Raw genomic sequence first — 20739 nt, forward strand, 5'->3', positions numbered from 1 at the left:
CTATCGCTCGTCGACCCAAGATAGGACGACTGACGGCGTTTCGCCACGCGCGCGATATCAGGTCGCGGGTTCTTGATCGATGAAGCCGCACGCGGCTTCGAACCTTTCCCGGATCAGCACGCTCGCACCGAACGCGCTATCCCTTGCAAGGATCGGGCTAGAGGCCTGTCCGGAAGCGTCGAGCGCCGCCGGCAGCACCGGTCGGACGGCGGCCGGAAAATTCTTCAGAACTAGGCGCTCGGAGGCCGGCAATCGGGCCGAAAGACCGCCGAGCGCGCGGATCGTCACCGGCTCGCGCGCCGTGACGAGGTAGCGACCGTCCCAGACGGCGGTCTCGCCGGCGGCCAGGGAAAGGCTCGTTAGCCCCCCTCGCCGGGCCTCGCCAGCCTCGCGGACGAAGAGGACGCCATCCCCGTCGGCGACGATGCGGGCGCCGGCCAGGGTGGCGGTGAAGGTCTCGCCCCGCGCCAGCCGCTCGACCAGCCGCGCTAGGCGATCGCCGCGCGGCGGCGTGGTGGAGCCGGCGGCGCACAGGCAGGCGGCGGCGACCTGGGCGGCGCAGGCGCCGCGCGGCAAGCGCAGGGCGTGCTCGCCCTCGACGGCGACCGGAGCCGGAAGGTCCTCGGCAAGAATGGGCGGCTCGCCCGCCGCCTCGTCAGCCAGGGCCGCGCGGGCCCGGGCGCGGGCGAAGCGGGGATCGGCGTTGGCGGGATCCTCCAGCCAGGTCTCGCCGCGCTCGGCCAGGAAGGCGCGCAGGGCCTGGCGACGGACGTCGAGCAGCGGTCGCAGCAGGAAGACGCCCCGCCCCTCCGGCCAGACCGGCGACGGCGCCCAGAGGCGCGGATCGGGAGTGGTCGAGCCCTCGGCCCGCATGCGGGCGGCCTCGGCCCGGTCGTCGGCGGTGTGGCCCAGCAGCAGGACGCTGGCTCCGGCCTCGCGGGCGGCTTGGCCGAGCAGGGCGTGGCGGGCGGCGCGGGCGGCGGCGGGCAGGCCCGTCGAGGGCTTGTCGCCGGTCCAGTGCAGGGCGCGGGCGTCGGCTCCAAGCGCCTGGGCCTTGGCCAGGGCGTCGGCGGTCCAGGCGACGCTGGCGGGATTGAGGCCGTGGTCGACGGTCAGGGCCAGGACCGGCCGACCATGCAAGGCGGCCCAGTCGAGCGTCAGCCGCAGCAGGGCCAGGCTGTCGCTGCCGCCCGAAAAGCCGACGGCCAGGGGCGTGGTCGCCCCCGGCCGCAGACGCCGCTCCAGGACGGCGGCGAAGACGTTGGAAAGGTCGCGCTCGCCGGTCAGGCCGCGCACTTGGCCTGGACGCGGGTGCTCTTGGCCTTGCTGACCACGTCGGCCGGAGCCTTCGGATAGCGCTTGGTCAGTTCGTCCAGCGTACGGCAGGCGTCGGCCGGCTTCTTCAGGGCGATCAGCGAGCGCGACAGCTTCAGCACGGCGTTGGGCGCCCAGCTGGTCTGCGGCCAGCCGCGCACCGCGCCCAGATAGGAGCCGGCCGCGTCGCCATAGGCCTCGCGCACGAACTGGGTCTCGCCCAGCCAGTAGCGGGCCTCGGGCGCCTTGGCGTCGTCGGGATAGCTGGCCACGAAGCCGCCGAAGGCGTTCTCGGCGCCGGTGTAGTCGCCGTCCAGCAGCAGCTGGCGGGCCTGCTTGAAGGCGGTCGCCGGATCGGCCGGGGGCGGCGGAGGCGGCGGCGGGATCTGGGCCGCGGCGGCCGTGGCGGCGGCGGTCTCCAGCGTGGTGATCTTGCCTTCCAGCGCGGCCAGGCGCTGCTCCAGCTGGTCGGCGCGGGCCTTCTGACCGTCCGAGGCGCGGCGGGCCACGTCGATGTCGTGGGTCAGGGTCTCGTTCTGGCCGTTCATCCGCTGGATGGTCTGCTCCAGGTCGGTGATGCGGTCGTTGAGCGCGGCGATCTGGGCGTCGGTCTCGGCGGTCTGCACGACCACCGGCTTGCCGGTGTCGCGCCCCTGGAAGACGATCGCCCGCAGTTCGCGAACGACCTTCTCCATCTTCTCGATGCGCTTGGCAGAACGGTCGTCCAGCGGATCGGGCATCGGCGTCTGGGCCAGGGCCGGCGCGGCGGCGGCGAGCAGCAGGGCGGAGGCGAGGAGCGCGGATTTCAGCTTCATGTCGACGATTATGCCCTGGTTGCGGACAAAAGTGCGGCCGGATTAGTGGGGCCAGACGGAAAGAAGGCCCTCCCCCGGCGTGCGGAGAAGGGCCTTCGATCGGTCAGCCGAGAGGCTTAGCGCGCGCCGTCGGTGATGGCGGTGCGGCCGTTACGGTTCTTGGCCCAGGCGTTTTCGTCCGTACCCGGATCCAGCGGACGCTCCTTGCCGAACGAGATCGTCTCGATGCGCGAGGCGGCGACGCCCTGGCCGATCAGGAACTCGCGGATGGCGTTGGCGCGACGAGCGCCCAGAGCCAGGTTGTATTCGCGGGTGCCGCGTTCGTCGGCGTTGCCTTCGATGCGGACGCGGACCGACTGATAGCGGTTCAGCCACTGGGCCTGACCGGCCAGGACCGGCTGGGCGTCGGCGCGGACCGAGTATTCGTCGGTGTCGAAATAGACGCGGTCGCCGACATTGACGACGAAGTCCTGGATGGTGCCCGGCAGCGGACCTTGCGGGGTCGGATCCGGAACCGGAGCCGGCGGGGTGTAGGGCTGCTGCGGCGCCTGCGGCTGGGCCGGCGGCGTCGGCTCGACCGGACCCGTCGGCTTCGGCCGCGAGGTACAGGCGGCCAGCGAGGCCACGGCCAGGCCGATCAGCGCCAGTCGGGCGGCGCCCTTGGTGTCGAAGCTCATCCAGTATCTCCTCAAGTCTAGGTACGGCCTGGGTTCAAAACTCTTACCGGCGCTGCTCTTGCTCCGCCCCGCAAAAACGTTCCCTGGACCTCACAATGGCGTCAGTGTGATGCCGTTCCACCTCGTTTCACCTATCGGGTGAATGGCGGATGAACAGCCACGCTCCAACGCGTCGGGCCTGTGGAAAGTTGCGAAACCTTCGCGTTTCTCAGCTCCGAAGGGGTGAAATCAGTCCAGAAGCGGCGACCAGGCGGGATCGGACGCCGCGCCCGGATAGGCGGCCGGACGCAGGATTCGGCCGGTGATGTCGACGGTCCAGAGACGCGGATTGCCGGCGCTGCCCTCGCGGAAGAACATCAGCACCCGGCCGTTCGGCGCCCAGGTCGGGCCCTCGTCCAGATAGCTGGTGGTCAGCAGGCGCTCGCCGCCGCCGTCCACGGCCATGACGCCGATGTGGAACTGGCCGCCGGTCTGCTTGGTGAAGGCGATGTAGTCGCCGCGCGGGCTCCAGACGGGCGTCGTGTAGCGGCCGCCGCCGTAGGAGATGCGGCGCACGCCCGAGCCGTCGGCGTTCATCACATAGAGCTGGGCCTGGCCGCCGCGGTCGGAGTTGAAGACGATCTTCGTGCCGTCCGGCGAGAACGACGGCGAGGTGTCGATGGCCGGGTCGGTGGTGATGCGGGTCGACTGGCGGGTGCGCAGGTCGAGCACGTAGATGTCGCTGTTGCCGCCCTTCTCGACCGAGAAGGCCACCTTCTTGCCGTCGGGCGAGAAGCGCGGGGCGAACACCATGCCGGGGAAGCGGCCGACCGTCTCCTGGCGGTTGGTCTGCAGGTTCAGCAGGTAGATGCTCGACCCCGTCGGCCGCAGGGCCATGTAGGTCAGTTCCTGGCTGGTGGCCGAGAAGCGCGGGGTCATCACGATCGACGAGCCGTCGGTGATGTACTGCGGGTTGGCGCCGTCCTGGTCCATGATGCCCAGGCGCTTGACGCGGGCGAGCTTGGGGCCGCTCTCGGCGACGAAGGCCACGCGGGTGTCGAAATAGCCCTTCTCGCCGGTCAGGCGCTCATAGACCGCGTCGCTGATCTTGTGGGCCACGCGGCGCCAGTTCTCGGCCGTCGAGGTGAATTGCAGGCCGAGAAGCTGCTGCTGGCTGAAGGTGTCCCACAGGCGGAAGTCGACGCGCAGCGAGCCGTCGGCGCCGACCGTCACCTGGCCGTTGATCAGGGCCTGGGCGCCGGTGGCCTGCCAGTCGGGAAAGCGCGGCTGGACGTTCACGTCGGCCAGCTTGTCGGTCACGCCGCCGACGTTCAGCGGCTGGAACAGGCCCGAGCGCTCGAGATTGCCGCTGATGACCTGGGCGATGTCGGCCCCGCGCTGGGCGCCGGCGAAGGCCGGGATGGCCACCGGCATCGGCTTGACCGCGCCCTTGTCGATGTCGATCTCGATCTGGGCGGCGGCGACGCCCGGCAGGGCGGCGGTCGCGGCGAAGCCGGCCAGGGCCAGGCTCATGGCCAGGAGCGGCGTGGCGAGGCGATGCTTGCGCTTGGTCATCGTCGGGCTTCCTTCCATCTCGTCTCTTCGGCGTCGTTCGACGTCTAACGCGCGGCGCAGGCGTCGCGCGCCTTGAAGTTCAGGTTGAGCTGCGTGTTGTAGTACTGCGGCGCCAGGCCTTCGAACGGCGCCGACTGGTAGACGGCCCGGATCGCCCGCTCGGCCTCGGTGCGCACGATGGCGTCGCTCGAGTTCTCGGCCCCGTTGGCGGTCACCTGACCCGAGACGCGGCCGTTCGGCGTCAGCTTGAAGACCAGCTTCACCTGCATGGCGCCGCCGCCCACGACCTCGCAGTTGGGGTTCCAGCGCCGCTGGATCTCGTCCTTCATGCCGTTGAGGGCCGCCGACTGCAGGGCGGTCATCTCGCCGGCGCCCGGACGGGCCTGGGCGGCGGTCTCGGGACGGTTGGTCTGGCCCTGCTGGGCCGACGAGGTCGGCTTGCCGGCCGGTTTGGCCGTTTTCGACAGGGTCTTTTCCAGCGACGAGAAGAAGTCGGGCTCGGCCTTGGCCGGGGTCGGCTTCTGCGGCGTCGGCTTGGGCTGCGGCTGGGGCGGCTTGGGCGCGGGGCTGGGAACCGGCTTGGGCGGCGTCGGCTGCGGCTTCGGCGTTGGCGCCGGCTGCGGCTTGGGCGGCGCGGGCTGGGGCGTCGGCGCGGGCGTCGGAGCCGGCGGCTCGGGCGTGGCGTCGGGCGCGGGCTCGACGGTCTCGGCCAGTTGCTCGACAGGGTCCTCGATGGCCGGGCGCACGTTGGTGGGGCCCTCGGTGACGATGGTCACGGGCACGCTCTCGCCGATGACGATCGGCTTGGAGGTCTTCCACGGCCAGCCGATCATCACCGCCGCCACGACCAGGCCGTGGAGGACGACGGAGCCGATCAGCGCCGGCGACAGGTTGTTGCGTTCCTCGCGCATCAGCCTCGGATAGTCCTCATTGCGCCGGACGCAGGTCGCCGGCGCCGACCGGCTGGGCGTCCTGCGGCGCGGCGCCCGAGTCCGGTCCGCCGGTGTCGGTGAGCAGGTTGATCTTGGTGAAGCCGGCCTTCGACAGGGCGGCCATCACCTGGGCGACCACCTCGTAGGGGGCCTTGCCGTCGGCGCGGACATAGATCGGCTTGTCGGTGGCGTCGCCGGCCTTGGCCGTGACCACGCTGGCGAAGTCGGCGAACGGGGCCTGGTCCTCGCCGATGAACACCGCGCCGTCATGGCGGACCGACACGGTGATCGGCTCCTGCTCGTTCTTCAGCGCGCCGGCCTCGGTCTTGGGCAGCTCCAGCTCGACGCCCGAGGTCAGCAGCGGGGCGCTGATCATGAAGATGATCAGCAGCACCAGCATCACGTCGACCAGCGGGGTGACGTTGATCTCGGACAGGGCCCCCTTGCCGCGCCGGCGGCGACGGCGGCCCCGGCCGCCGCCCGAGGTGGCGAAGGCGTCGTTCGAAGACATCGCCATGGATCAGACCCGCTCGCTCAGGCGACGCTGGATGGCGGTGGACAGGTCGTCGGCGAAGTTCTCCAGGCGGCCGGCGTACTTGCCCGCGTCGGTCGAGAACTTGTTGTAGGCGATGTAGGCCGGGATGGCGGCGATCAGGCCGATGGCCGTGGCGAACAGGGCTTCGGCGATCGACGGGGCCACGACGGTCAGCGAGGTGTTCTTGGCCGCGGCGATGCTCTGGAAGGCGTGCATGATGCCCCAGACCGTGCCGAACAGGCCGACGAACGGCGAGGCGGTGGCGACGATGGCGAGGCTCCCCAGGCCCTCTTCGGCCTTGGCGCTCTCACGGGCGATCTGGGTGTCGAGCACGCGGTCGATGCGCTGGCTCAGCAGGGCCACCTGGCCCTCGCTCTGCACGCCTTTGGCTTTCGCTTCACGCCATTCCTTCAGCGCCGCCTGCAGCATGCGCGGCAGGGCGTGGCGCGGGTTCGATCCGGCCTCGCCGGCGACGTCCTCCAGCGAGCGGCCCGAACCGACCTGCTCCTCGAAGCGATCGGCGGCGCGGTTGAGGGCGGAAAAGCGGAACAGCTTGTCGAGAATGACGGCCCACGAACCCAGCGAGGCCAGGATCAGCCCGATCATCACCAGCTTGACCACCCAGTCGGCGTTCATGAACAGCGTGATGAAGGAGAAGCTTTGCGCGCTGGCGGCGGCGTCCATGCGGTATCCTGCGTCAGTCTAGAAGTGATTGGTCAGCGCCTTACTGCATGAAGCGGCGCAATGTTGAAACTATGACGTCGCTACAGACGGCCCATTTTTCGACGATCGGCGATCTGCATTTGCAGGGCGGGCGCCGTCAGCCTTCTTCTGGCGCGAGCCAGGGGGTCACCTTGGCGCTCATCTCGGCGGAGGGCTTGCGGGGGCGGCCGTCCAGCGTGATGCAGACGGCCTCGACATTGGCGGCGCAGACCAGGTCCTCCCCCCGCGTGATCCATTGCCGAGCCAGAAGGCGCACGCCCTTGATCCGGTTCCACACCGTGTGCACCACCAGGGCGTCGTCGACCCTCGCCGCGCGCTTGAAGTCGATCTCCATGCGGGTGATGGCGAAGGCCGTGTCGATGGCCGCCAGCTCGGTGTGCGACACCCCGATCATCCGGAAGAAGTCGCTGCGCCCGCGCTCGAAGTAGCGCAGGTAGTTGGCGTGATAGACGATCCCCGAGAAGTCGGTGTCCTCGTAGTAGATCCTGACGGGCAGCTGGTGCTCGGTCCCGACGAAGACGCCGGCGGTGGGGATCGGTTCCTGGCTCATCAGGGTCTCTTTTCAGCCGTTTCGGTCGGCGGCGCGAGGCAGGTTTCGCATTATTCGCGCGCCTCCTCCACCGGACCACCCTCGACGGCCTCGCGGGCGTGGGCGATCAGCAGGTCGCGCTCCGCGCCCAGACCCCACTTGATCAGCCGCGGCAGAAAGATCGCCACGACGCCGAACAGCGCCAGGAAGATCAGCCCCATGAGCGGCCCGCCCGGCGGAACGCCGTCGTCGAGATCGAGAACGGCGCGAACCTCGCCCGGCGCGCCAAGCACCGCGATCAGCACCCAGCCGATGCGGAAGACCCGCGTGGCCTGCCTGCCCATCTGGCCGGCAGCCCGGGTCTGGCAGGTCACGAGACTGCCGTCGCCGTCCGCGACCCAGTCCAGCCGGAGCGGCGTCGCCGCGCCCTCCTGGTAACGCGTGCTATAGATCTTGGCGTGGGCCGGGCCGACGACGCCGCTCACGCCCGCCCGCGCGGCCTTGCCCGGGCGGTCGAGGCTCTCGGCCAGCCGCTCGGAAACGGCCATCGGCGACAGAGGCGTGCGGAAGCGCCAGACGGATGACCCGTCCCTCATTCCGCGATCTCCTCCACCGGCCCGCCCTTCAGCGCCTGCTGGGCGTGGGCGATCAGGAGCAGGCGCTCGTCGCGGTAGGCGTAGTTGGAAAAGACCACCGCATAGAGACCCCAGCCGCCCAGGAACAGGCACCACAGCACGAACAGGATCACATGGACGGCGGTCAGGCCGCCGGCCGCCGCCGCCATCGGGCCGAACACCAACCAGGCCGACAGGGCGGCTATCATCGCGATACCGATAGCCAGCACCTGAGGGAAACGTTTGCTCGGCGACCGCACCCGGCAGGTCAGCAGCGTTCCATCACCATCAGCGACCCAATCGATGCGCAGCGGAATCGGCGCGTATCCCTGGCGCTCGCAGTGATAGATCCTGGCCCAGTCCAGGCCGACCTGACCAAGCACCGTTCCGATCAAGGTCTCTTCCGGACCGCCGACGCTGGCCGCCAGACGCTCCCGCACGACCTGCGGCGGGAACGGCGCGCGGAAACGCCAGGCGACGCTGTCGGTCGCCTTGGCCCTATTCATCCCCGAACAGCCCGCCCTGCGTCGCCGACGGCGGGGCGGCGGGCGGGGTCAGGCCCAGGTGCAGATAGGCCTTGCCGCAGGCCATGCGGCCGCGCGGGGTGCGCTGGATGAAGCCCTGCTGCATCAGGTAGGGCTCGATGACGTCTTCGACCGCGTCGCGGGCCTCGGCGATGGCGTAGGCGATGGTCTCAACGCCCACCGGACCGCCGCCATAGTGCTCGATCATGGCCCGCAGGTAGCGGCGGTCGAGACTGTCGAGGCCGCTCTCGTCGACTTCCAGCCTCGCCAGCGCCATGGCCGCGGCCTTGCGGTCGATGATCTCGGCGCCGTCGGCGGTGGCGAAGTCGCGCACGCGGCGCAGCAGGCGGCCGGCGACGCGGGGCGTGCCGCGGGCGCGCTTGGCGATCTCGTCGGCGCCGTCTTCGGACAGCGGCGCGCCCATCTTGCGGGCGGCGTGCAGCAGCACGTGGCGCAGCTCGCGCGGGGTGTAGAACTCCAGCCGCACCGGAATGCCGAAACGGTCGCGCAGGGGCGTGGCCAGCATGCCCGCCCGGGTCGTGGCCGCAACCAGGGTGAACGGCGCCAGGTCGATGCGGATCGAGCGGGCCGACGGCCCCTCCCCGATCACCAGGTCGAGCACGTGGTCCTCCATCGCCGGATAGAGGATCTCCTCGACGTTGGACGACAGCCGATGGATCTCGTCGATGAACAGGACGTCGTTGGGCTCGAGATTGGTCAGGATGGCCGCCAGGTCGCCGGGCTTGTTCAGCACCGGGCCGGAGGTGGCGCGGAAGTTCACGCCCAGCTCGCGGGCGACGATCTGGGCCAGGGTGGTCTTGCCCAGGCCGGGCGGGCCAAACAGCAGCACGTGGTCGAGCGACTCGCCCCGGCCCTTGGCCGCCTCGATGAAAATCCGCAGATTGGCCTTGGCCTGCTCCTGGCCGACGAACTCGGCCAGGGTCTGGGGTCGCATGGCGCGGTCGGAAGCGCCGGGGATCTGCTCGCCGTGCTGGGCTTCGCCGGAGATGATGCGGGTCATTGGGCGCAGACCCCCTCAGTCGCTCCGCGACACCTCCCCCAGAGGGGGAGCATCTTGGCGGCGGCGCCAAACGAGATCCTCCCCCTCTGGGGGAGGTGGCCCGGAGGGCCGGAGGGGGTAGCGCAGGCGCTCATCGCCCCAGCTCCTGCAAGCCCGCCTTGATCAGCGCCTGCACGGACGCCTCTTCGCCCAGCTTCGCCGCGGCGGCCTCGACCACGCGGCGGGCGTTCACCTCGGCGACGCCCAGACCCATCAGGGCGGCGACGGCGTCGCCGGTGGCGGCGGGCTTGGCGGGGGCCGACGGCGCGGCGGCGGTCGACGGCGCGGCCACCAACACCGGCCCGTCGGTGATCGGCTTGCCCTTCAGCTCGGTGACGATGCGCAGGGCGAGCTTGGGACCCACGCCGTTGGCGCGGCCGACGGCGGCCTTGTCTTCACGGGCGACCGCCGAGGCCAGTTCGGCCGGCGACAGCACGTCGAGCACGGCCATGGCGGCCTTGGGCCCCACGCCCTGGATCGCCTGCAGCAGCACGAAGGCGCGGCGGTCGTCGCGGGTGAGGAAGCCGTAGAGCCGCAGGCCCTGGCTTTCGCTCCACTGGCTCTCGATGTGGAGCAGCGTCTCCTCGCCCAGGGCGGGCAGGCGCTGGAGGGCGCGCTGGCCGCAGCGGACGAGATAGCCGACGCCCATGACGTCGATCAGGGCCTCTTCCTCGCCGACCTCGGCGACGGCGCCGCGCAGGCGTCCGATCATGCGACTCTCCTCGCCGTGCGGGCGTGGGCGTGGGCGATGGCGACGGCGAGCGCGTCGGCGGCGTCGGCCGTCGGCGAGCCGGCGGTCGGCAGCAGACGGGCGATCATGAAGGCGACCTGGGCCTTGTCGGCCGCGCCGGTGCCCACCACCGCCTTCTTGACCACGGGCGCGGAATATTCGGCGACCAGCAGCCCGGCGCGGGCGGGAGCGATCATCGAGGCGGCGCGGGCGTGGCCCAGCTTCAGCGTCGACTGGGCGTTGGTGTTGACGAAGGTCTCTTCCACCGCCGCCTCGTCGGGGGCGTGCTGATCGATCACCGCGCAGACGCCCTCGAACAGGGTCAGCAGCCGGTCGGAGAAGGCGGCCTTCTCGTCGGGAACGATGACGCCATGGGCGATGTGGGTGATGCGCGAGCCGGCCACGCCGATCACGCCCCAGCCGGTTCGGCGGAGGCCCGGATCGAGGCCGAGGATGCGCAAGGGGCGATTCGCGTTCATCATGTGTTCTCGCAGTGTCGCCGGTTCCTGTCGCCAGGAAAAGCCGCGTCATCCTTAAGCACGGGTTAACGCCAGGCCCCGGTTTTCGCGCATGTGGCTTGCGCGCGGACGCGAAGCCCGCTCCTGTTCCGGCCACGTTTTACGACACTTGAAGGTCGGACCATGCGCCTGAAGGCCCTTTTCGCCACCACCGCGGCCCTCGCCGCCCTTCCCGTCCTGGCCAACGCCCAGCCGACGCCGGGCCCGCAGGTCACGCCGCGCCCCGACCAGAGCGCCTTCCGGGCGCTCTACAAGGAGCTGGTCGAGATCGACACCACCCTCTCCAAGGGCAGCTGCACGGCGGCCGCCGAGGCGATGGGCGCGCGCCTGAAGGCGGCCGGCTACGCCGACGCCGACGTGCAGGTGGTGGTCGAGCCCAAGCATCCGCGCGAGGGCAGCCTGGTGGCGGTGCTGCGCGGAACCGATCCCAAGTCCAAGCCGATCCTGCTGCTGGCCCACATCGACGTGGTCGAGGCCAAGCGCGAGGACTGGACGCGCGATCCGTTCACCCTGGTCGAGGAGAATGGCTACTTCTACGGACGCGGCACGTCGGACGACAAGGCCCAGGCCGCCATCTGGGCCGACACCCTGGTCCGCCTCAAGCAGAGCGGCTTCAAGCCCAGGCGCGACATCAAGATGGCCCTGACCTGCGGCGAGGAGAGCGAGGGCTATAACGGCATCGAGGACCTGGTGAAGAACCACCGCCCCCTCGTCGACGCCGAGTTCGCACTGAACGAGGGCGCCGACGGCATGCTGGACGAGACCGGCAAGGCCGTGGTGCTCGAGGTCCAGGCCGGCGAGAAGGTCTATCAGGACTTCACCCTGACCGTGACCAACCCCGGCGGTCACTCCAGCCGGCCCGGCCCGGCCAACGCCATCTACCAGCTGTCGGCGGCGCTCGACCGCATCGGCGCCTATCAGTTCCCGACCCGCTTCAACGACGCCACGCGCGGCTACTTCACCCAGATGCAGGGGCGCGTCCCGGCCGAGCAGGCCGCGGCGATGAAGGCCCTGGTGGCCGACGTCGCCGATCCCGAGGCCCTGAAGGTGATCACCAAGGACGCCGGCTGGAACTCGATGCTGCGCACCACGTGCGTCGCCACCATGGTCAGCGCCGGCCACGCGCCCAACGCCCTGCCCCAGCGGGCCACGGCCAACGTCAACTGCCGCATCCTGCCCGGCACGCCGGTCGACGAGGTGAAGGCCAAGCTGACCGAACTGGCCGCCGATCCGGCCGTCGCCGTCACCCTGGCCCACGAGGCCAAGCCCGCCTCGCCGCCCCCGGCCCTGACCCCGGCCATCATGGGCCCGATCCAGAAGGAAGCCGCCAAGCTGTGGCCCGGCGTGCCGATCGTGCCGATCCTGCTGACCGGCGCCACCGACGGCGTGCACACCAACGCCGCCGGCATCCCGACCTACGGCGTCAGCGGCCTGTTCGGAAACTCGGACGGCGACGGCGTGCATGGCCTGAACGAGCGCATGCGCGTGAAGTCGCTCTATGACGGCCGGGACTTCCTCTACGCGCTGGTCAAGGACTACGCGGGCGGGAAGTAGGCCCTTCCCACATCCGTAAAACCCCCGCGAAAGCGGGGGCCCAGGTGTTTTATCGTCGAGCGCCACGCGTTTCAGAAAAAGCCTGGGTCCCCGCTTTCGCGGGGATTCTACGGGGGAGGCTTGGCCCCCTTAACGCATCGGCGCGGCCTTGAAGGCCTCGATCCCCTCGGCCCGCGCCGACAGCGCCGCCAGTTTCGGGCAGGCGAGCGGATCGGCGGCGTCGGGCAGGAGGTCGCGCGCGAAGCTCCAGGCCACGGCGGCGGTGACGTCGGCCTGCATCGGCCGCGCGCCCAGCAGCCAGCCATCCACGAGCATCTCGGCCTCCAGCAGGCGCCAGGCGTGGGCCAGTTGCCCGCGCACCCGGTCGATCCACGGCGCGTGCTGCTTGTCGGCCGGACGCAGATTGAACTCGTAGACCAGCTGCACGGTCTTCTCGCAGGCGGCCAGCGCCAGGCCGACGATGCGCAGCGACCGGACCTGCTCGGCCAGGCCTCGCGCCTCCAGGCTCCGCTCCACCGGCGCCAGGCGCTCCAGATGCTGCAGGATCAGGGTGGAGTCCATCAGCACCGCCCCCTCGTCCGTGACCAGGGTCGGCGCCTTGACCACCGGATTGACCGCCGCGAAGGCGTCGTAGTCGCGGAACACCGACACCGAGGCGTGCGCATAGGGCAGGCCCAGCAGCTCCAGCGACACGGCTGTCCGCCGCACATAGGGCGAATCCAGCATTCCGATCAGGCGCATCCGGCGGTCTCCAAGGCGATCAGCGCAGATTGCCGCCGACAGGTCCGAAAAGGCATGGCAAGTCATCGGCCAAAGCGCGATCCTGCCGATGACTTCAAGGCGATGGAGCGATTTCCCGATGAGCGCAGCGCTGGACGCCAAGGACCTGGCCATCCTTGAGGCCCTGCAGGCCGACGGCAGGGCCTCGCTGTCCGACCTCGGCCGCCGGATCGGCCTGTCGCAGCCGGCCATGTCCGAACGGGTCCGGCGGCTGGAGGAGCGCGGCGTCATCACCGGCTACGGCGCGCGCATCGACCCGCAGGCCCTGGGCCTGGTGATGAGCGCCTTCATCCGGCTGAAGACTACGCACGAGCACATCCGCGCCTGCCTCGAGCAGTTCGCGCGCCTGCCGCAGATCGTCGAGGTCCACCGCGTCACCGGCGACGACTGCTTCGTGCTCAAGGCGCTGGTCGCCGCGCCGGGCGACCTGGCCGTGATCGTCGATTCCATCGGCCGCTTCGGGCCGGTGACCACTTCGGTGGTGCTGAAGAGCGAACCGCCGCGACCTCTGGACAGGGCGCTGATCGCCAGCGCCAGGCCCTAGGCCCCCGCCATCTCCACCCAGCCGAACAGGGCCTTGAGGATCAGGGCCCGCACGGCCGGGGCGTCCACCGAGACGCAGACCTCGGCGTTGGGTTCGCCGTCGACGCGTTCGATGCGGCCCTGGCGGTCGCCGTCGAGCACCACGCGCAGGCGGGCGGGTTCGAAGGCGAAGGCTTCGGGGGCGACCAGGCTGGCGGCGGCGACGGCGTCGTGGGGGTGGCAGCCTTCCGCGCCCCAGGCCTTCTGGTGGAAGGCGATGTAGGGGCCGGCCGCGCGGGTCAGGCGCGCCGAAAGAGGACTGCCGCAGCAGCGCGCGCCGCTGTCGAGTTCGGCGGCGGTGATCGTCACCAGGCTGGTGACGTCCAGCGGCACCAGGCGCGGCTTGACGCCGGCCTCCAGGATCCGGGCCAGGGCCTCCGGATCGCTCCAGCTGTTGAAGTCGGCGCCGCCGGCGGCCTTGCCCTGCACGGAAAAGGCCCCGGCCATGATCGTCGGCGACCAGTTCCGGAAGGCGGCCGGATCGTCCAGCAGGCCCAGGGCCAGGTTGGTCAGCGGCCCCAGGAACAGGCCCTTCACCCGCCGGCGCGCCAGGAAGGCCAGCAGGCTGACCCCGTGGCCGCGATCCAGCTCGGGCAGTTTCCAGCGCTGGGAGAAGCCGGCGCCGTTCAGGCCGTCGGGGCCGTGGGCCGGCCGCATCCGCTCGACCCGCCGCCGGGCCAGGCCCGCGCCGGCGCCGATATAGACCTCGGCCGGACAGCCCGCGAGGCGCAGCACCCCGCGCGCATTGGCGGCGGCCTGGTCGACATAGGTGTTGCCGAAGACGGCAGAGACCGTGCCCACCTCGACGACATCACGGGCCCGCGCCAGCAGCGCCAGGGCCAGGGCGTCGTCCACGCCGCAGTCGGTGTCGATGTGCAGACGAAGCGCCATGCCGGGATCATAGCGCATGCACGTGACGCGGGAAGGCGTCGGCGAGCGCCGTTCGGCACTTTCGCGGCAGGACTTCCACCGCCGCCGTCACCCAAGGCCCTTCCGCCTCCAACGGGGGGGAGAGGCGGAAGGAACCCCGGCTCGCCCGCCTCCTGGCGGGGGACGGATCCGGCGGGCGCGCGGCTGGACGATCCGGAGGACAGACCGTCGCCATGCGCATAGTTACGAAGGCGATCGCGGGCCGGATGCGCGTCGCGCGGAAAACCTAGCCCAGCCCGTTGACCATCGCGCGCAGGCGGCGGGCGACGTCCTGGGGGCGGTCGGCGATCTGGTCGAACAGGGCCTGGACCTCGGCCTCCTCGAAGCCGGCGGCGCGCAGGGTGCGCCAGGCGCCGAGCAGCACGCTCAAGGCCACTTCCTGGCGGTCGGGAATGGTGACGGCGGCGGACATGGCGGAGGCCTCCTGGACAGCGGGGACGGCCACAATGTTCATTTTTTGTTCTCAATGGCAAGCCCCGGCGCCGAAGGGACGGCGCCGGGGCTGTGCATCTGGCCTTAACGGCAGACGGTGCGTTCGTAGACCGAACCGCTGCGACGATCGTATTCGCGGGTGGTCCAGCAGTCGTCGCGACGGTAGCGCGGGCCGTCGTCATAGCCGTAGCCGTAGTAGCGCGGCGGCGGGGGCGGCGGATAATCGTAGCCATAGCCGTAGGCCGGGCGGCGATAGCGCGGGCGGTCGTTGTTGATCGACGAGCCGATCGCCAGGCCGACGATGCCGCCGATCACGGCGGCGGCGGCCACGTCGCCGCTGTCGCGGCCGTGGTTGCGGTGGCGGCGCCAGTCGTCGGCCGAGGCCTGGGTGCTGGCGGCGATCATGGTCAGGGCGGCGAGGCCGGCTGCCACGCCTCCGACGGTCTTGAGCGGCTTGAAAGCCATGTTGGCCTCCTTCGAAAAAGCTTGTCCCAAGCCTGGGCCCGCGCGCCTGAACCTCACCTGAACGCGGCTGTCAGACAGACGCAGCCGCACGAGGTGGGCCATTTCGTCGCAGGCCCGTCCTGCGGCCAGCCGCGCCGGAACGCCTTTTTTGTTCACCTTTCCGCGCGATCATGGCTTCCGAACGCGGCCAGAAGGCCGTCGACGCGACGAAGGCGGACGAAAGCGATGTCGAACAACAACACGGCCTACACCCCCGGCGAAGCCCTGCAGGTTCTGTCGTTCGAAGTGGGCGCCCAGACCTACTGCGTGCCGGTCGGCACGGTTCGCGAGATCCGCGGCGTCACGCCCCCCACCCCGCTGCCCGACGCCCCGCCGCACGTGCGCGGCGTCATCAACCTGCGCGGCCAGGTGATGCCGGTCATCGACCTGTCGGCCCGCCTCGGCAAGGGTCCGGCCCAGGACGGCCCGCGCCAGGTGATCATCGTCGTCGAGAACGGCCGCGACGTCGCCGGCCTGCTGGTCGACGCGGTGTGCGACAGCTTCATCGTCGAAGCCAGCCAGATCAGCCCGCCGCCGTCGGTCGGCGACGAGGCCTCGGCCCTGGTTTCGGCCGTGATCACCACCGACACCACCATGGTGGTGCTGCTGACCGTCGACGCCATCCTGCCCGAGCGCCCGATCGCCATCGCGGCGTAGGCGACACTTCAAACAAATGTTTCGATAGCCTCTTCCGCTCGCCCCTCCGCCGGGGCTAGGGTCTCCGCAACCATAAGGCGGGAGACGAGCGGATGAAGGCGGCGGTGCTGCGCGAGGTGGGCAAGCCCCTCGTCATCGAGGACGTGGCCATCGGCAAGCCGGGCCCGCGCGAGGTGCTGATCCGCACCAAGGCTGCGGGCGTCTGCCACTCCGACCTGCACTTCGTCGAAGGCTCCTACCCCCATCCCCTGCCCGCCGTGCTGGGCCACGAGAGCGCCGGGATCGTCGAGGCGGTCGGCGACGAGGTGCGCACGGTCAAGGTCGGCGACCACGTCATCACCTGCCTGTCGGTCTATTGCGGCCACTGCGAGGTCTGCCTCACCGGCCACATGAGCCTGTGCACCAGCTCGGAGACCAAGCGGCCCAAGGGCGGCGAGCCGCGCCTCTTCAAGGAAGACCTGAACGGGGGCCGCGGCCCGATGGCCCAGTTCCTCAACCTGTCGTCCTTCGCCGAGCTGATGCTGGTGCACGAGCATGCGTGCGTCGCCATCCGCAAGGACATGCCGTTCGACCGCGCCGCCCTGATCGGCTGCTCGGTGACAACCGGCATCGGGGCGGTGATCCACACGTCCAAGGTCCAGCCGGGCGAGACCGTGGCCGTGATCGGCTGCGGCGGGGTGGGCCTGGCGACGATCAACGGCGCGGCCATCGCCGGCGCCGGCCGCATCATCGCCATCGACCGCCAGCCCTCGAAGCTGGCCCTGGCCCGCACTTTTGGGGCGACCGACGTGATCGACGCCAACGACGGCGACGTGGTCAAGCAGGTGCAGGAGCTGACCGGCGGCGGCGTGCACCACAGCTTCGAGGCCATCGGCCTGAAGGTCACCGCCGAGCAGTCGTTCAGGATGCTGCGCCGGGGGGGCACGGCCAACATCATCGGCATGATCCCGGTCGGCACCATGATCGAGCTGCACGGCCCCGACTTCCTCGGCGAGAAGAAGATCCAGGGCAGCTACATGGGCTCCAACCGCTTCCCGGTCGACATGCCGCGCTTCGTCGACTTCTACATGAACGGCAAGCTGAAGCTGGACGAACTGATCGCCCGCCGGATCAAGCTGGAAGACGTCAACGACGCCTTCGAGGAGCTCAAGCGCGGCGAGCTGGCGCGATCGGTGATCGTGTTCGATTGATCATGGCAAACCCTCTCTCTGAGAGAGAGGGAGGGGCCCATGGCGGAGCCATGGGAGGGTGAGAGGTTTCACCCTGTCCGATTGAAGCGCGACGATCGGGACTCTCAGTCCGCAGGGTCAGCTTGAGGCGTTAGGGCATAGGGGTTTCGAGGTTTCCCGGCCAGCGGTGAAACCTCTCACCCTCCCACCGCTTCGCGGCGGGCCCCTCCCTCTCTCTAAGAGAGAGGGTTTTTCAAGCCCGCCGCCCCTTGCGCGTCACCAGCCAGATGCCGGCGCAGACCAGGGCCAGGGCGGCGGCGTTCTTCCAGGCCAGCACAGGCTCGTGCAGGAACAGCGCCGACAGCAGCACCCCGAACACCGGGATCAGGAAGTTGAACACCGCCAGCATGCCCACCGGGTTGTGCTTGAGCAGCAGGCTCCACAGGGCGAAGGCGGCCGCCGACAGGCCGGCCATGTAGGCCAGCAGAGCCAGCGAGCGGATGTCGAAGCCCTCCAGCCGGCCGCCGAACACGAAACCGATGACCAGCAGCACCGCCCCGCCGACGCCCAGCTGCCAGCCGGTCATGACCATGGCGTCCATCTTCTGCGAGATCGACTTGCCCCAGATCGAGGCGGCGGCCAGCACGAAGGCGGCGATGACCACGAAGCCCTCGCCCAGCAGGGTGAACTCGAAGTCGAAGCCCTTTCCGCCCAGGTTCACCGCCAGCACGCCCATGAAGCCGAGCAGGCAGCCCAGGGCCTTGCGCGGGGTCAGGCGGTCGTTGCGGAACAGGAAGTGGGCCAGGATCACGCCGAAGAAGGCGCCGGTCGAGTTCATGATCGACGACTTCACGCCGGTCGCGTGGGCCAGGCCGATATAGAAGAACACGTACTGCAGGGTGGTCTGGCCGACGCCGAGCATGGCGACTTTGGCGATCTGGTCGCGCGGCGGGATCAGCGCCTTGCGCGACAGGGCCGCCAGCACCAACAGGATCGATCCCGCCGCCACGAACCGCCAGCCGGCGAACAGCATCTGGGTCGCCGTGTCGGTCTTGGCCACGTGCAGCAGGGCGTAGCCGGCCTTCACCGCCGGAAAGGCGCTGCCCCACAGCAGGCAGCACAGCACCGCCATGCCGATGACGAAACGCTTGTCGCGGTAAAGGTCGGTGCGGGGGGACGTCACGGAACGGGCCTTGTCGAAAAAAGCATCGCCGCCCCACGGGAAGCGGGACGGCGATCGGATGCTGTGGCGCGCTTCTAGGCTTCTCATCCCCCGGCTTCAACCGCTCGCTGGTTGTCACGAGACCGCCAAGCGGCGCGTGCTATCGGCGGTGTTCCGCCAACGGGAGAGCCGCCTTGTCCGTCATCGATCGTCGCGGCCTGCTGATGGGGGCCGCCGCCGCCCTGCCCGCGGCCCTGGCCTCGTCGCTTGCCCGCGCCGCCGCCATCGACGCCGACGTCCGCAAGGGCACGATCGAGGATGTCCAGCACGTGGTGATCCTGATGCAGGAGAACCGCAGCTTCGATCACTATTTCGGAACGATGGGTGGGGTGCGGGGCTTTGGCGACCGCTTCCCGGTTCCGGTGCGCGACGCCAAGGGCCGCAAGGACGGCTCGGTCTTCCTGCAGGCCTATGGCCAAGGCGGCGGCCCGGACGTCATCGCGCCCTTCGCGCTGAACACCACCCAGACCTTCGCCCACATGCGCGTCGAGGGCACGCCGCACAGCTGGGCCGACGCCCAGGACGCCTGGGACGAGGGCCGCATGGACCGCTGGCCGGTCGCCAAGCATCCCCATTCCATGGGCTTCTACACGCGGGCCGACATCCCCTTCCAGCATGCGCTGGCCGGCGCCTTCACCCTTTGCGACGCCTATCACTGCTCGACCCAGACGGGGACCAACACCAACCGCCTGTTCCTGTGGACCGGAACCAACGACGGCCTGGGCAAGGCCGGCGGCCCGTCGATCTCCAACTCGCACGACGACTTCGCCGACAAGGGCGGGGCGGCTGAATCCTACGGCTGGACCACCTATCCCGAGCGCCTGCTCGAGGCGGGGGTCAGCTGGCGCATCTACCAGGACATGGCCGACAACTTCACCGACAACCCGCTGGCCGGGTTCAAGGCCTATCGCGACGCCCGCGCCGGCGCGCCGGGTTCGGACACGCGGCTGAAGGACCTGGCCCTGACCACCTGGCATCTCGACGGCCTGCGCAAGGACGTCCTGGCCCGCCAGCTGCCCTCGGTGTCGTGGATCATCGCCCCGGCCGCCGATTCCGAGCATCCCGGGCCGTCCAGCCCGGCCCAGGGCGCGCACTACCTCGCCCGGGTGATCGACACCCTGACCATCGACCCGGAGGCCTGGGCCAGGACGGTGCTGCTGGTGATGTTCGACGAGAACGACGGCTTCTTCGACCACATGCCGCCGCCGGCCCCGCCGTCCAGGACCGCGAACGGCGCCCTGCTGGGCGGCTCGACGGTCGACACGGCCGGCGAATACCACCTGGTGCGCAACCCGACCGAGGCCAAGGCCGAGCGCGACCACCTGATGGGCCGGCCCTACGGTCTTGGGCCGCGCGTGCCGATGTACGTGATCTCGCCGTGGAGCCGGGGCGGCTTCGTCAACAGCCAGGTCTTCGACCACGGCTCGGTGATCCGCTTCCTGGAGGCGCGGTTCGGCGTGGCCGAGCCCAACATCTCGCCCTGGCGGCGGGCGGTGTGCGGCGACCTGACCTCGTGCTTCGACTTCAAGACACCCAACACGCGACCGCAGGCGCCGCTGCCGGAGACGGCGCGGACGGCCCGGCTGGCCGCCACCCTGAAGAAGACGACCACCCCGCCGACGCCGACGACGCCCTTGGCGCCGATCCAGGAGCCGGGCTTCCGGCCCTCCCGCGCCCTGCCCTACCGGCTGGAGGTCGAGATCGCGATCCGCGACGGCGCCGCCGGCCTGGTGTTGAGCAATCCCGGCGCGGCCGGGGCCGTGCTGCACGTCTATGACCGCCTGCGCCTGGACCAGCCCCCGCGCCGCTACACCCTGGGCGCCGGCGGACGGCTGGAGGACGCCTGGCCGGCGGGCCCCTACGACCTGTGGCTGCTGGGGCCGAACGGCTTCCATCGCGGCTTCGCCGGCGATCCGGCCGACGGGCTGGCGCTGCGGATCACGCCCGCGCCCCACGGCCGCTCGGTCGCGGCGACCCTGACCAACGCCGGCCCCGAACCCCGCACGGTCACCGTCGAGGCGACCAGCATCGTCCCGACCAAGCCCTGGCGCGTCACGCTGGCGGCGGGCGAGACCCAGACGCGCGACTGGCGCACCGATTCCGAATGGTACGATCTGTCGGCCCGCTGCGACGAGTCGCCGGCGTGGTTCCGGCGCGCGGCCGGACGGGCGGAGACGGGGCGGGACTCGATCAGCGATCCGCTGATGGGCCGGGCGGCGCGGCTCTGAAGGACCCCTCTCTCATGGAGAGAGGGAGGGCCCCGCCGCGCAGCGGTGGGAGGGTGAGAGGTTTCACCCTTGGCCGATAAATCCCAAGGCGTCCCATAAACTTCGAAGAGAAGGGGCGCGCCCAGCGACCGCGCCTCTTCCGGTGAGTTTGTTACC

Annotated in this window: 23 protein-coding genes; 5 read left to right on the forward strand and 18 right to left on the reverse strand. The window is 70.4% G+C overall.

Annotated features, from left to right (window positions below; all coding sequences use genetic code 11):
- Positions 1-57: 57 nt before the first annotated feature.
- The 13 genes from tilS to ruvC all read right to left on the reverse strand — a co-directional run bounded on the left by tilS (position 58) and on the right by ruvC (position 10501).
- The gene (gene tilS / locus AC1RRS_RS19280) at positions 58-1287 is read right to left on the reverse strand and encodes a tRNA lysidine(34) synthetase TilS (protein WP_492856603.1); all 1230 of its coding nucleotides are present in this window, start codon (positions 1285-1287) and stop codon (positions 58-60) included.
- On the reverse strand, positions 1284-2129 hold the full coding sequence (gene ybgF / locus AC1RRS_RS19285) for a tol-pal system protein YbgF (RefSeq protein WP_492856523.1): 846 nt from the start codon (positions 2127-2129) through the stop codon (positions 1284-1286). Before ybgF ends, tilS begins: the two co-directional genes overlap by 4 nt.
- A 116-nt stretch (positions 2130-2245) precedes the next feature.
- Positions 2246-2821 (reverse strand): peptidoglycan-associated lipoprotein Pal, encoded by a 576-nt coding sequence (gene pal / locus AC1RRS_RS19290; protein ID WP_487289069.1) that lies wholly within the window; start codon positions 2819-2821, stop codon positions 2246-2248.
- A 213-nt stretch (positions 2822-3034) separates the two neighbouring features.
- Positions 3035-4360, reverse strand: a complete 1326-nt coding sequence (tolB, locus tag AC1RRS_RS19295) for a Tol-Pal system beta propeller repeat protein TolB (RefSeq protein ID WP_487289068.1) — start codon at positions 4358-4360, stop codon at positions 3035-3037.
- A gap of 44 nt (positions 4361-4404) precedes the next feature.
- On the reverse strand, positions 4405-5271 hold the full coding sequence (locus tag AC1RRS_RS19300; RefSeq protein WP_492856525.1) for an energy transducer TonB: 867 nt from the start codon (positions 5269-5271) through the stop codon (positions 4405-4407).
- Between the two features lie 16 nt (positions 5272-5287).
- The gene (locus AC1RRS_RS19305) at positions 5288-5809 is read right to left on the reverse strand and encodes an ExbD/TolR family protein (protein WP_487289066.1); all 522 of its coding nucleotides are present in this window, start codon (positions 5807-5809) and stop codon (positions 5288-5290) included.
- A gap of 3 nt (positions 5810-5812) precedes the next feature.
- The gene (gene tolQ, locus AC1RRS_RS19310) at positions 5813-6511 is read right to left on the reverse strand and encodes a protein TolQ (protein ID WP_487289065.1); all 699 of its coding nucleotides are present in this window, start codon (positions 6509-6511) and stop codon (positions 5813-5815) included.
- 136 nt (positions 6512-6647) lie between these two features.
- Positions 6648-7100, reverse strand: a complete 453-nt coding sequence (locus AC1RRS_RS19315) for a YbgC/FadM family acyl-CoA thioesterase (protein ID WP_492856527.1) — start codon at positions 7098-7100, stop codon at positions 6648-6650.
- A 50-nt stretch (positions 7101-7150) separates the two neighbouring features.
- Complete coding sequence (locus tag AC1RRS_RS19320; RefSeq protein ID WP_492856529.1) at positions 7151-7675, reverse strand: hypothetical protein; 525 nt, start codon at positions 7673-7675, stop codon at positions 7151-7153.
- On the reverse strand, positions 7672-8199 hold the full coding sequence (locus AC1RRS_RS19325) for a hypothetical protein (RefSeq protein ID WP_492856531.1): 528 nt from the start codon (positions 8197-8199) through the stop codon (positions 7672-7674). The genes AC1RRS_RS19320 and AC1RRS_RS19325 overlap by 4 nt, the downstream gene beginning before the upstream one ends.
- On the reverse strand, positions 8192-9238 hold the full coding sequence (ruvB, locus tag AC1RRS_RS19330; RefSeq protein ID WP_492856532.1) for a Holliday junction branch migration DNA helicase RuvB: 1047 nt from the start codon (positions 9236-9238) through the stop codon (positions 8192-8194). The genes AC1RRS_RS19325 and ruvB overlap by 8 nt, the downstream gene beginning before the upstream one ends.
- A gap of 130 nt (positions 9239-9368) precedes the next feature.
- A complete protein-coding gene (gene ruvA / locus AC1RRS_RS19335; protein WP_492856534.1) occupies positions 9369-9989 on the reverse strand; it encodes a Holliday junction branch migration protein RuvA in 621 nt (206 codons plus the stop codon).
- Positions 9986-10501 (reverse strand): crossover junction endodeoxyribonuclease RuvC, encoded by a 516-nt coding sequence (gene ruvC / locus AC1RRS_RS19340; RefSeq protein ID WP_199228340.1) that lies wholly within the window; start codon positions 10499-10501, stop codon positions 9986-9988. Before ruvC ends, ruvA begins: the two co-directional genes overlap by 4 nt.
- 147 nt (positions 10502-10648) lie before the next feature.
- Between ruvC and AC1RRS_RS19345 the strand changes: the two genes are divergently transcribed.
- Entirely contained in the window at positions 10649-12079 is a 1431-nt protein-coding gene (locus AC1RRS_RS19345) for a M20/M25/M40 family metallo-hydrolase (protein WP_492856535.1), read from the forward strand.
- 129 nt (positions 12080-12208) lie between these two features.
- Here the strand turns inward: AC1RRS_RS19345 and AC1RRS_RS19350 are convergent, their stop codons facing one another.
- On the reverse strand, positions 12209-12820 hold the full coding sequence (locus AC1RRS_RS19350) for a glutathione S-transferase family protein (RefSeq protein ID WP_492856536.1): 612 nt from the start codon (positions 12818-12820) through the stop codon (positions 12209-12211).
- Between the two features lie 118 nt (positions 12821-12938).
- On the opposite strand from AC1RRS_RS19350, the gene AC1RRS_RS19355 reads away from it, so the two are divergent.
- Positions 12939-13403 carry an Lrp/AsnC family transcriptional regulator gene (locus AC1RRS_RS19355; protein ID WP_492856537.1) on the forward strand — a complete coding sequence of 155 codons (465 nt, stop codon included), beginning with the start codon at positions 12939-12941 and terminating at the stop codon, positions 13401-13403.
- On the opposite strand, the gene AC1RRS_RS19360 is transcribed toward AC1RRS_RS19355, so the two are convergent.
- The 3 genes from AC1RRS_RS19360 to AC1RRS_RS19370 all read right to left on the reverse strand — a co-directional run bounded on the left by AC1RRS_RS19360 (position 13400) and on the right by AC1RRS_RS19370 (position 15268).
- A complete protein-coding gene (locus AC1RRS_RS19360; protein WP_492856539.1) occupies positions 13400-14332 on the reverse strand; it encodes a nucleoside hydrolase in 933 nt (310 codons plus the stop codon). The two genes, AC1RRS_RS19355 and AC1RRS_RS19360, sit on opposite strands and share 4 nt — an antisense overlap.
- Positions 14333-14597: 265 nt before the next feature.
- Positions 14598-14783, reverse strand: a complete 186-nt coding sequence (locus tag AC1RRS_RS19365) for a hypothetical protein (protein ID WP_146218110.1) — start codon at positions 14781-14783, stop codon at positions 14598-14600.
- A 104-nt stretch (positions 14784-14887) separates the two neighbouring features.
- Entirely contained in the window at positions 14888-15268 is a 381-nt protein-coding gene (locus AC1RRS_RS19370) for a hypothetical protein (RefSeq protein ID WP_487289054.1), read from the reverse strand.
- A gap of 225 nt (positions 15269-15493) precedes the next feature.
- Between AC1RRS_RS19370 and AC1RRS_RS19375 the strand changes: the two genes are divergently transcribed.
- On the forward strand, positions 15494-15964 hold the full coding sequence (locus AC1RRS_RS19375) for a chemotaxis protein CheW (RefSeq protein ID WP_110118471.1): 471 nt from the start codon (positions 15494-15496) through the stop codon (positions 15962-15964).
- Positions 15965-16056: 92 nt separating this feature from the next.
- Positions 16057-17154: a Zn-dependent alcohol dehydrogenase gene (locus AC1RRS_RS19380; protein ID WP_492856542.1), complete on the forward strand. Its 1098-nt coding sequence runs from the start codon at positions 16057-16059 to the stop codon at positions 17152-17154.
- A 232-nt stretch (positions 17155-17386) separates the two neighbouring features.
- Here AC1RRS_RS19380 and AC1RRS_RS19385 read toward each other — a convergent pair whose 3' ends face one another.
- Complete coding sequence (locus AC1RRS_RS19385) at positions 17387-18265, reverse strand: DMT family transporter (RefSeq protein ID WP_492856604.1); 879 nt, start codon at positions 18263-18265, stop codon at positions 17387-17389.
- A gap of 224 nt (positions 18266-18489) precedes the next feature.
- Between AC1RRS_RS19385 and AC1RRS_RS19390 the strand changes: the two genes are divergently transcribed.
- Positions 18490-20583, forward strand: a complete 2094-nt coding sequence (locus AC1RRS_RS19390) for a phosphocholine-specific phospholipase C (protein ID WP_492856544.1) — start codon at positions 18490-18492, stop codon at positions 20581-20583.
- Positions 20584-20739 lie beyond the last annotated feature (156 nt).

It is taken from the genome of Caulobacter sp. GW821-FHT12A07 (assembly GCF_058807655.1).

Bases quoted from the DNA above. Each gene is read 5' to 3' on its own strand.
- ybgF (WP_492856523.1), bottom strand. From the start codon at position 2,129: ATGAAGCTGAAATCCGCGCTCCTCGCCTCCGCCCTGCTGCTCGCCGCC.
- tolB (WP_487289068.1), bottom strand. From the start codon at position 4,360: ATGACCAAGCGCAAGCATCGCCTCGCCACGCCGCTCCTGGCCATGAGC.
- AC1RRS_RS19300 (WP_492856525.1), bottom strand. From the start codon at position 5,271: ATGCGCGAGGAACGCAACAACCTGTCGCCGGCGCTGATCGGCTCCGTC.
- AC1RRS_RS19305 (WP_487289066.1), bottom strand. From the start codon at position 5,809: ATGGCGATGTCTTCGAACGACGCCTTCGCCACCTCGGGCGGCGGCCGG.
- tolQ (WP_487289065.1), bottom strand. From the start codon at position 6,511: ATGGACGCCGCCGCCAGCGCGCAAAGCTTCTCCTTCATCACGCTGTTC.
- AC1RRS_RS19315 (WP_492856527.1), bottom strand. From the start codon at position 7,100: ATGAGCCAGGAACCGATCCCCACCGCCGGCGTCTTCGTCGGGACCGAG.
- AC1RRS_RS19320 (WP_492856529.1), bottom strand. From the start codon at position 7,675: ATGAGGGACGGGTCATCCGTCTGGCGCTTCCGCACGCCTCTGTCGCCG.
- AC1RRS_RS19325 (WP_492856531.1), bottom strand. From the start codon at position 8,199: ATGAATAGGGCCAAGGCGACCGACAGCGTCGCCTGGCGTTTCCGCGCG.
- ruvB (WP_492856532.1), bottom strand. From the start codon at position 9,238: ATGACCCGCATCATCTCCGGCGAAGCCCAGCACGGCGAGCAGATCCCC.
- ruvA (WP_492856534.1), bottom strand. From the start codon at position 9,989: ATGATCGGACGCCTGCGCGGCGCCGTCGCCGAGGTCGGCGAGGAAGAG.
- AC1RRS_RS19345 (WP_492856535.1), top strand. From the start codon at position 10,649: ATGCGCCTGAAGGCCCTTTTCGCCACCACCGCGGCCCTCGCCGCCCTT.
- AC1RRS_RS19350 (WP_492856536.1), bottom strand. From the start codon at position 12,820: ATGCGCCTGATCGGAATGCTGGATTCGCCCTATGTGCGGCGGACAGCC.
- AC1RRS_RS19355 (WP_492856537.1), top strand. From the start codon at position 12,939: ATGAGCGCAGCGCTGGACGCCAAGGACCTGGCCATCCTTGAGGCCCTG.
- AC1RRS_RS19360 (WP_492856539.1), bottom strand. From the start codon at position 14,332: ATGGCGCTTCGTCTGCACATCGACACCGACTGCGGCGTGGACGACGCC.
- AC1RRS_RS19365 (WP_146218110.1), bottom strand. From the start codon at position 14,783: ATGTCCGCCGCCGTCACCATTCCCGACCGCCAGGAAGTGGCCTTGAGC.
- AC1RRS_RS19370 (WP_487289054.1), bottom strand. From the start codon at position 15,268: ATGGCTTTCAAGCCGCTCAAGACCGTCGGAGGCGTGGCAGCCGGCCTC.
- AC1RRS_RS19375 (WP_110118471.1), top strand. From the start codon at position 15,494: ATGTCGAACAACAACACGGCCTACACCCCCGGCGAAGCCCTGCAGGTT.
- AC1RRS_RS19380 (WP_492856542.1), top strand. From the start codon at position 16,057: ATGAAGGCGGCGGTGCTGCGCGAGGTGGGCAAGCCCCTCGTCATCGAG.
- AC1RRS_RS19385 (WP_492856604.1), bottom strand. From the start codon at position 18,265: ATGGCGGTGCTGTGCTGCCTGCTGTGGGGCAGCGCCTTTCCGGCGGTG.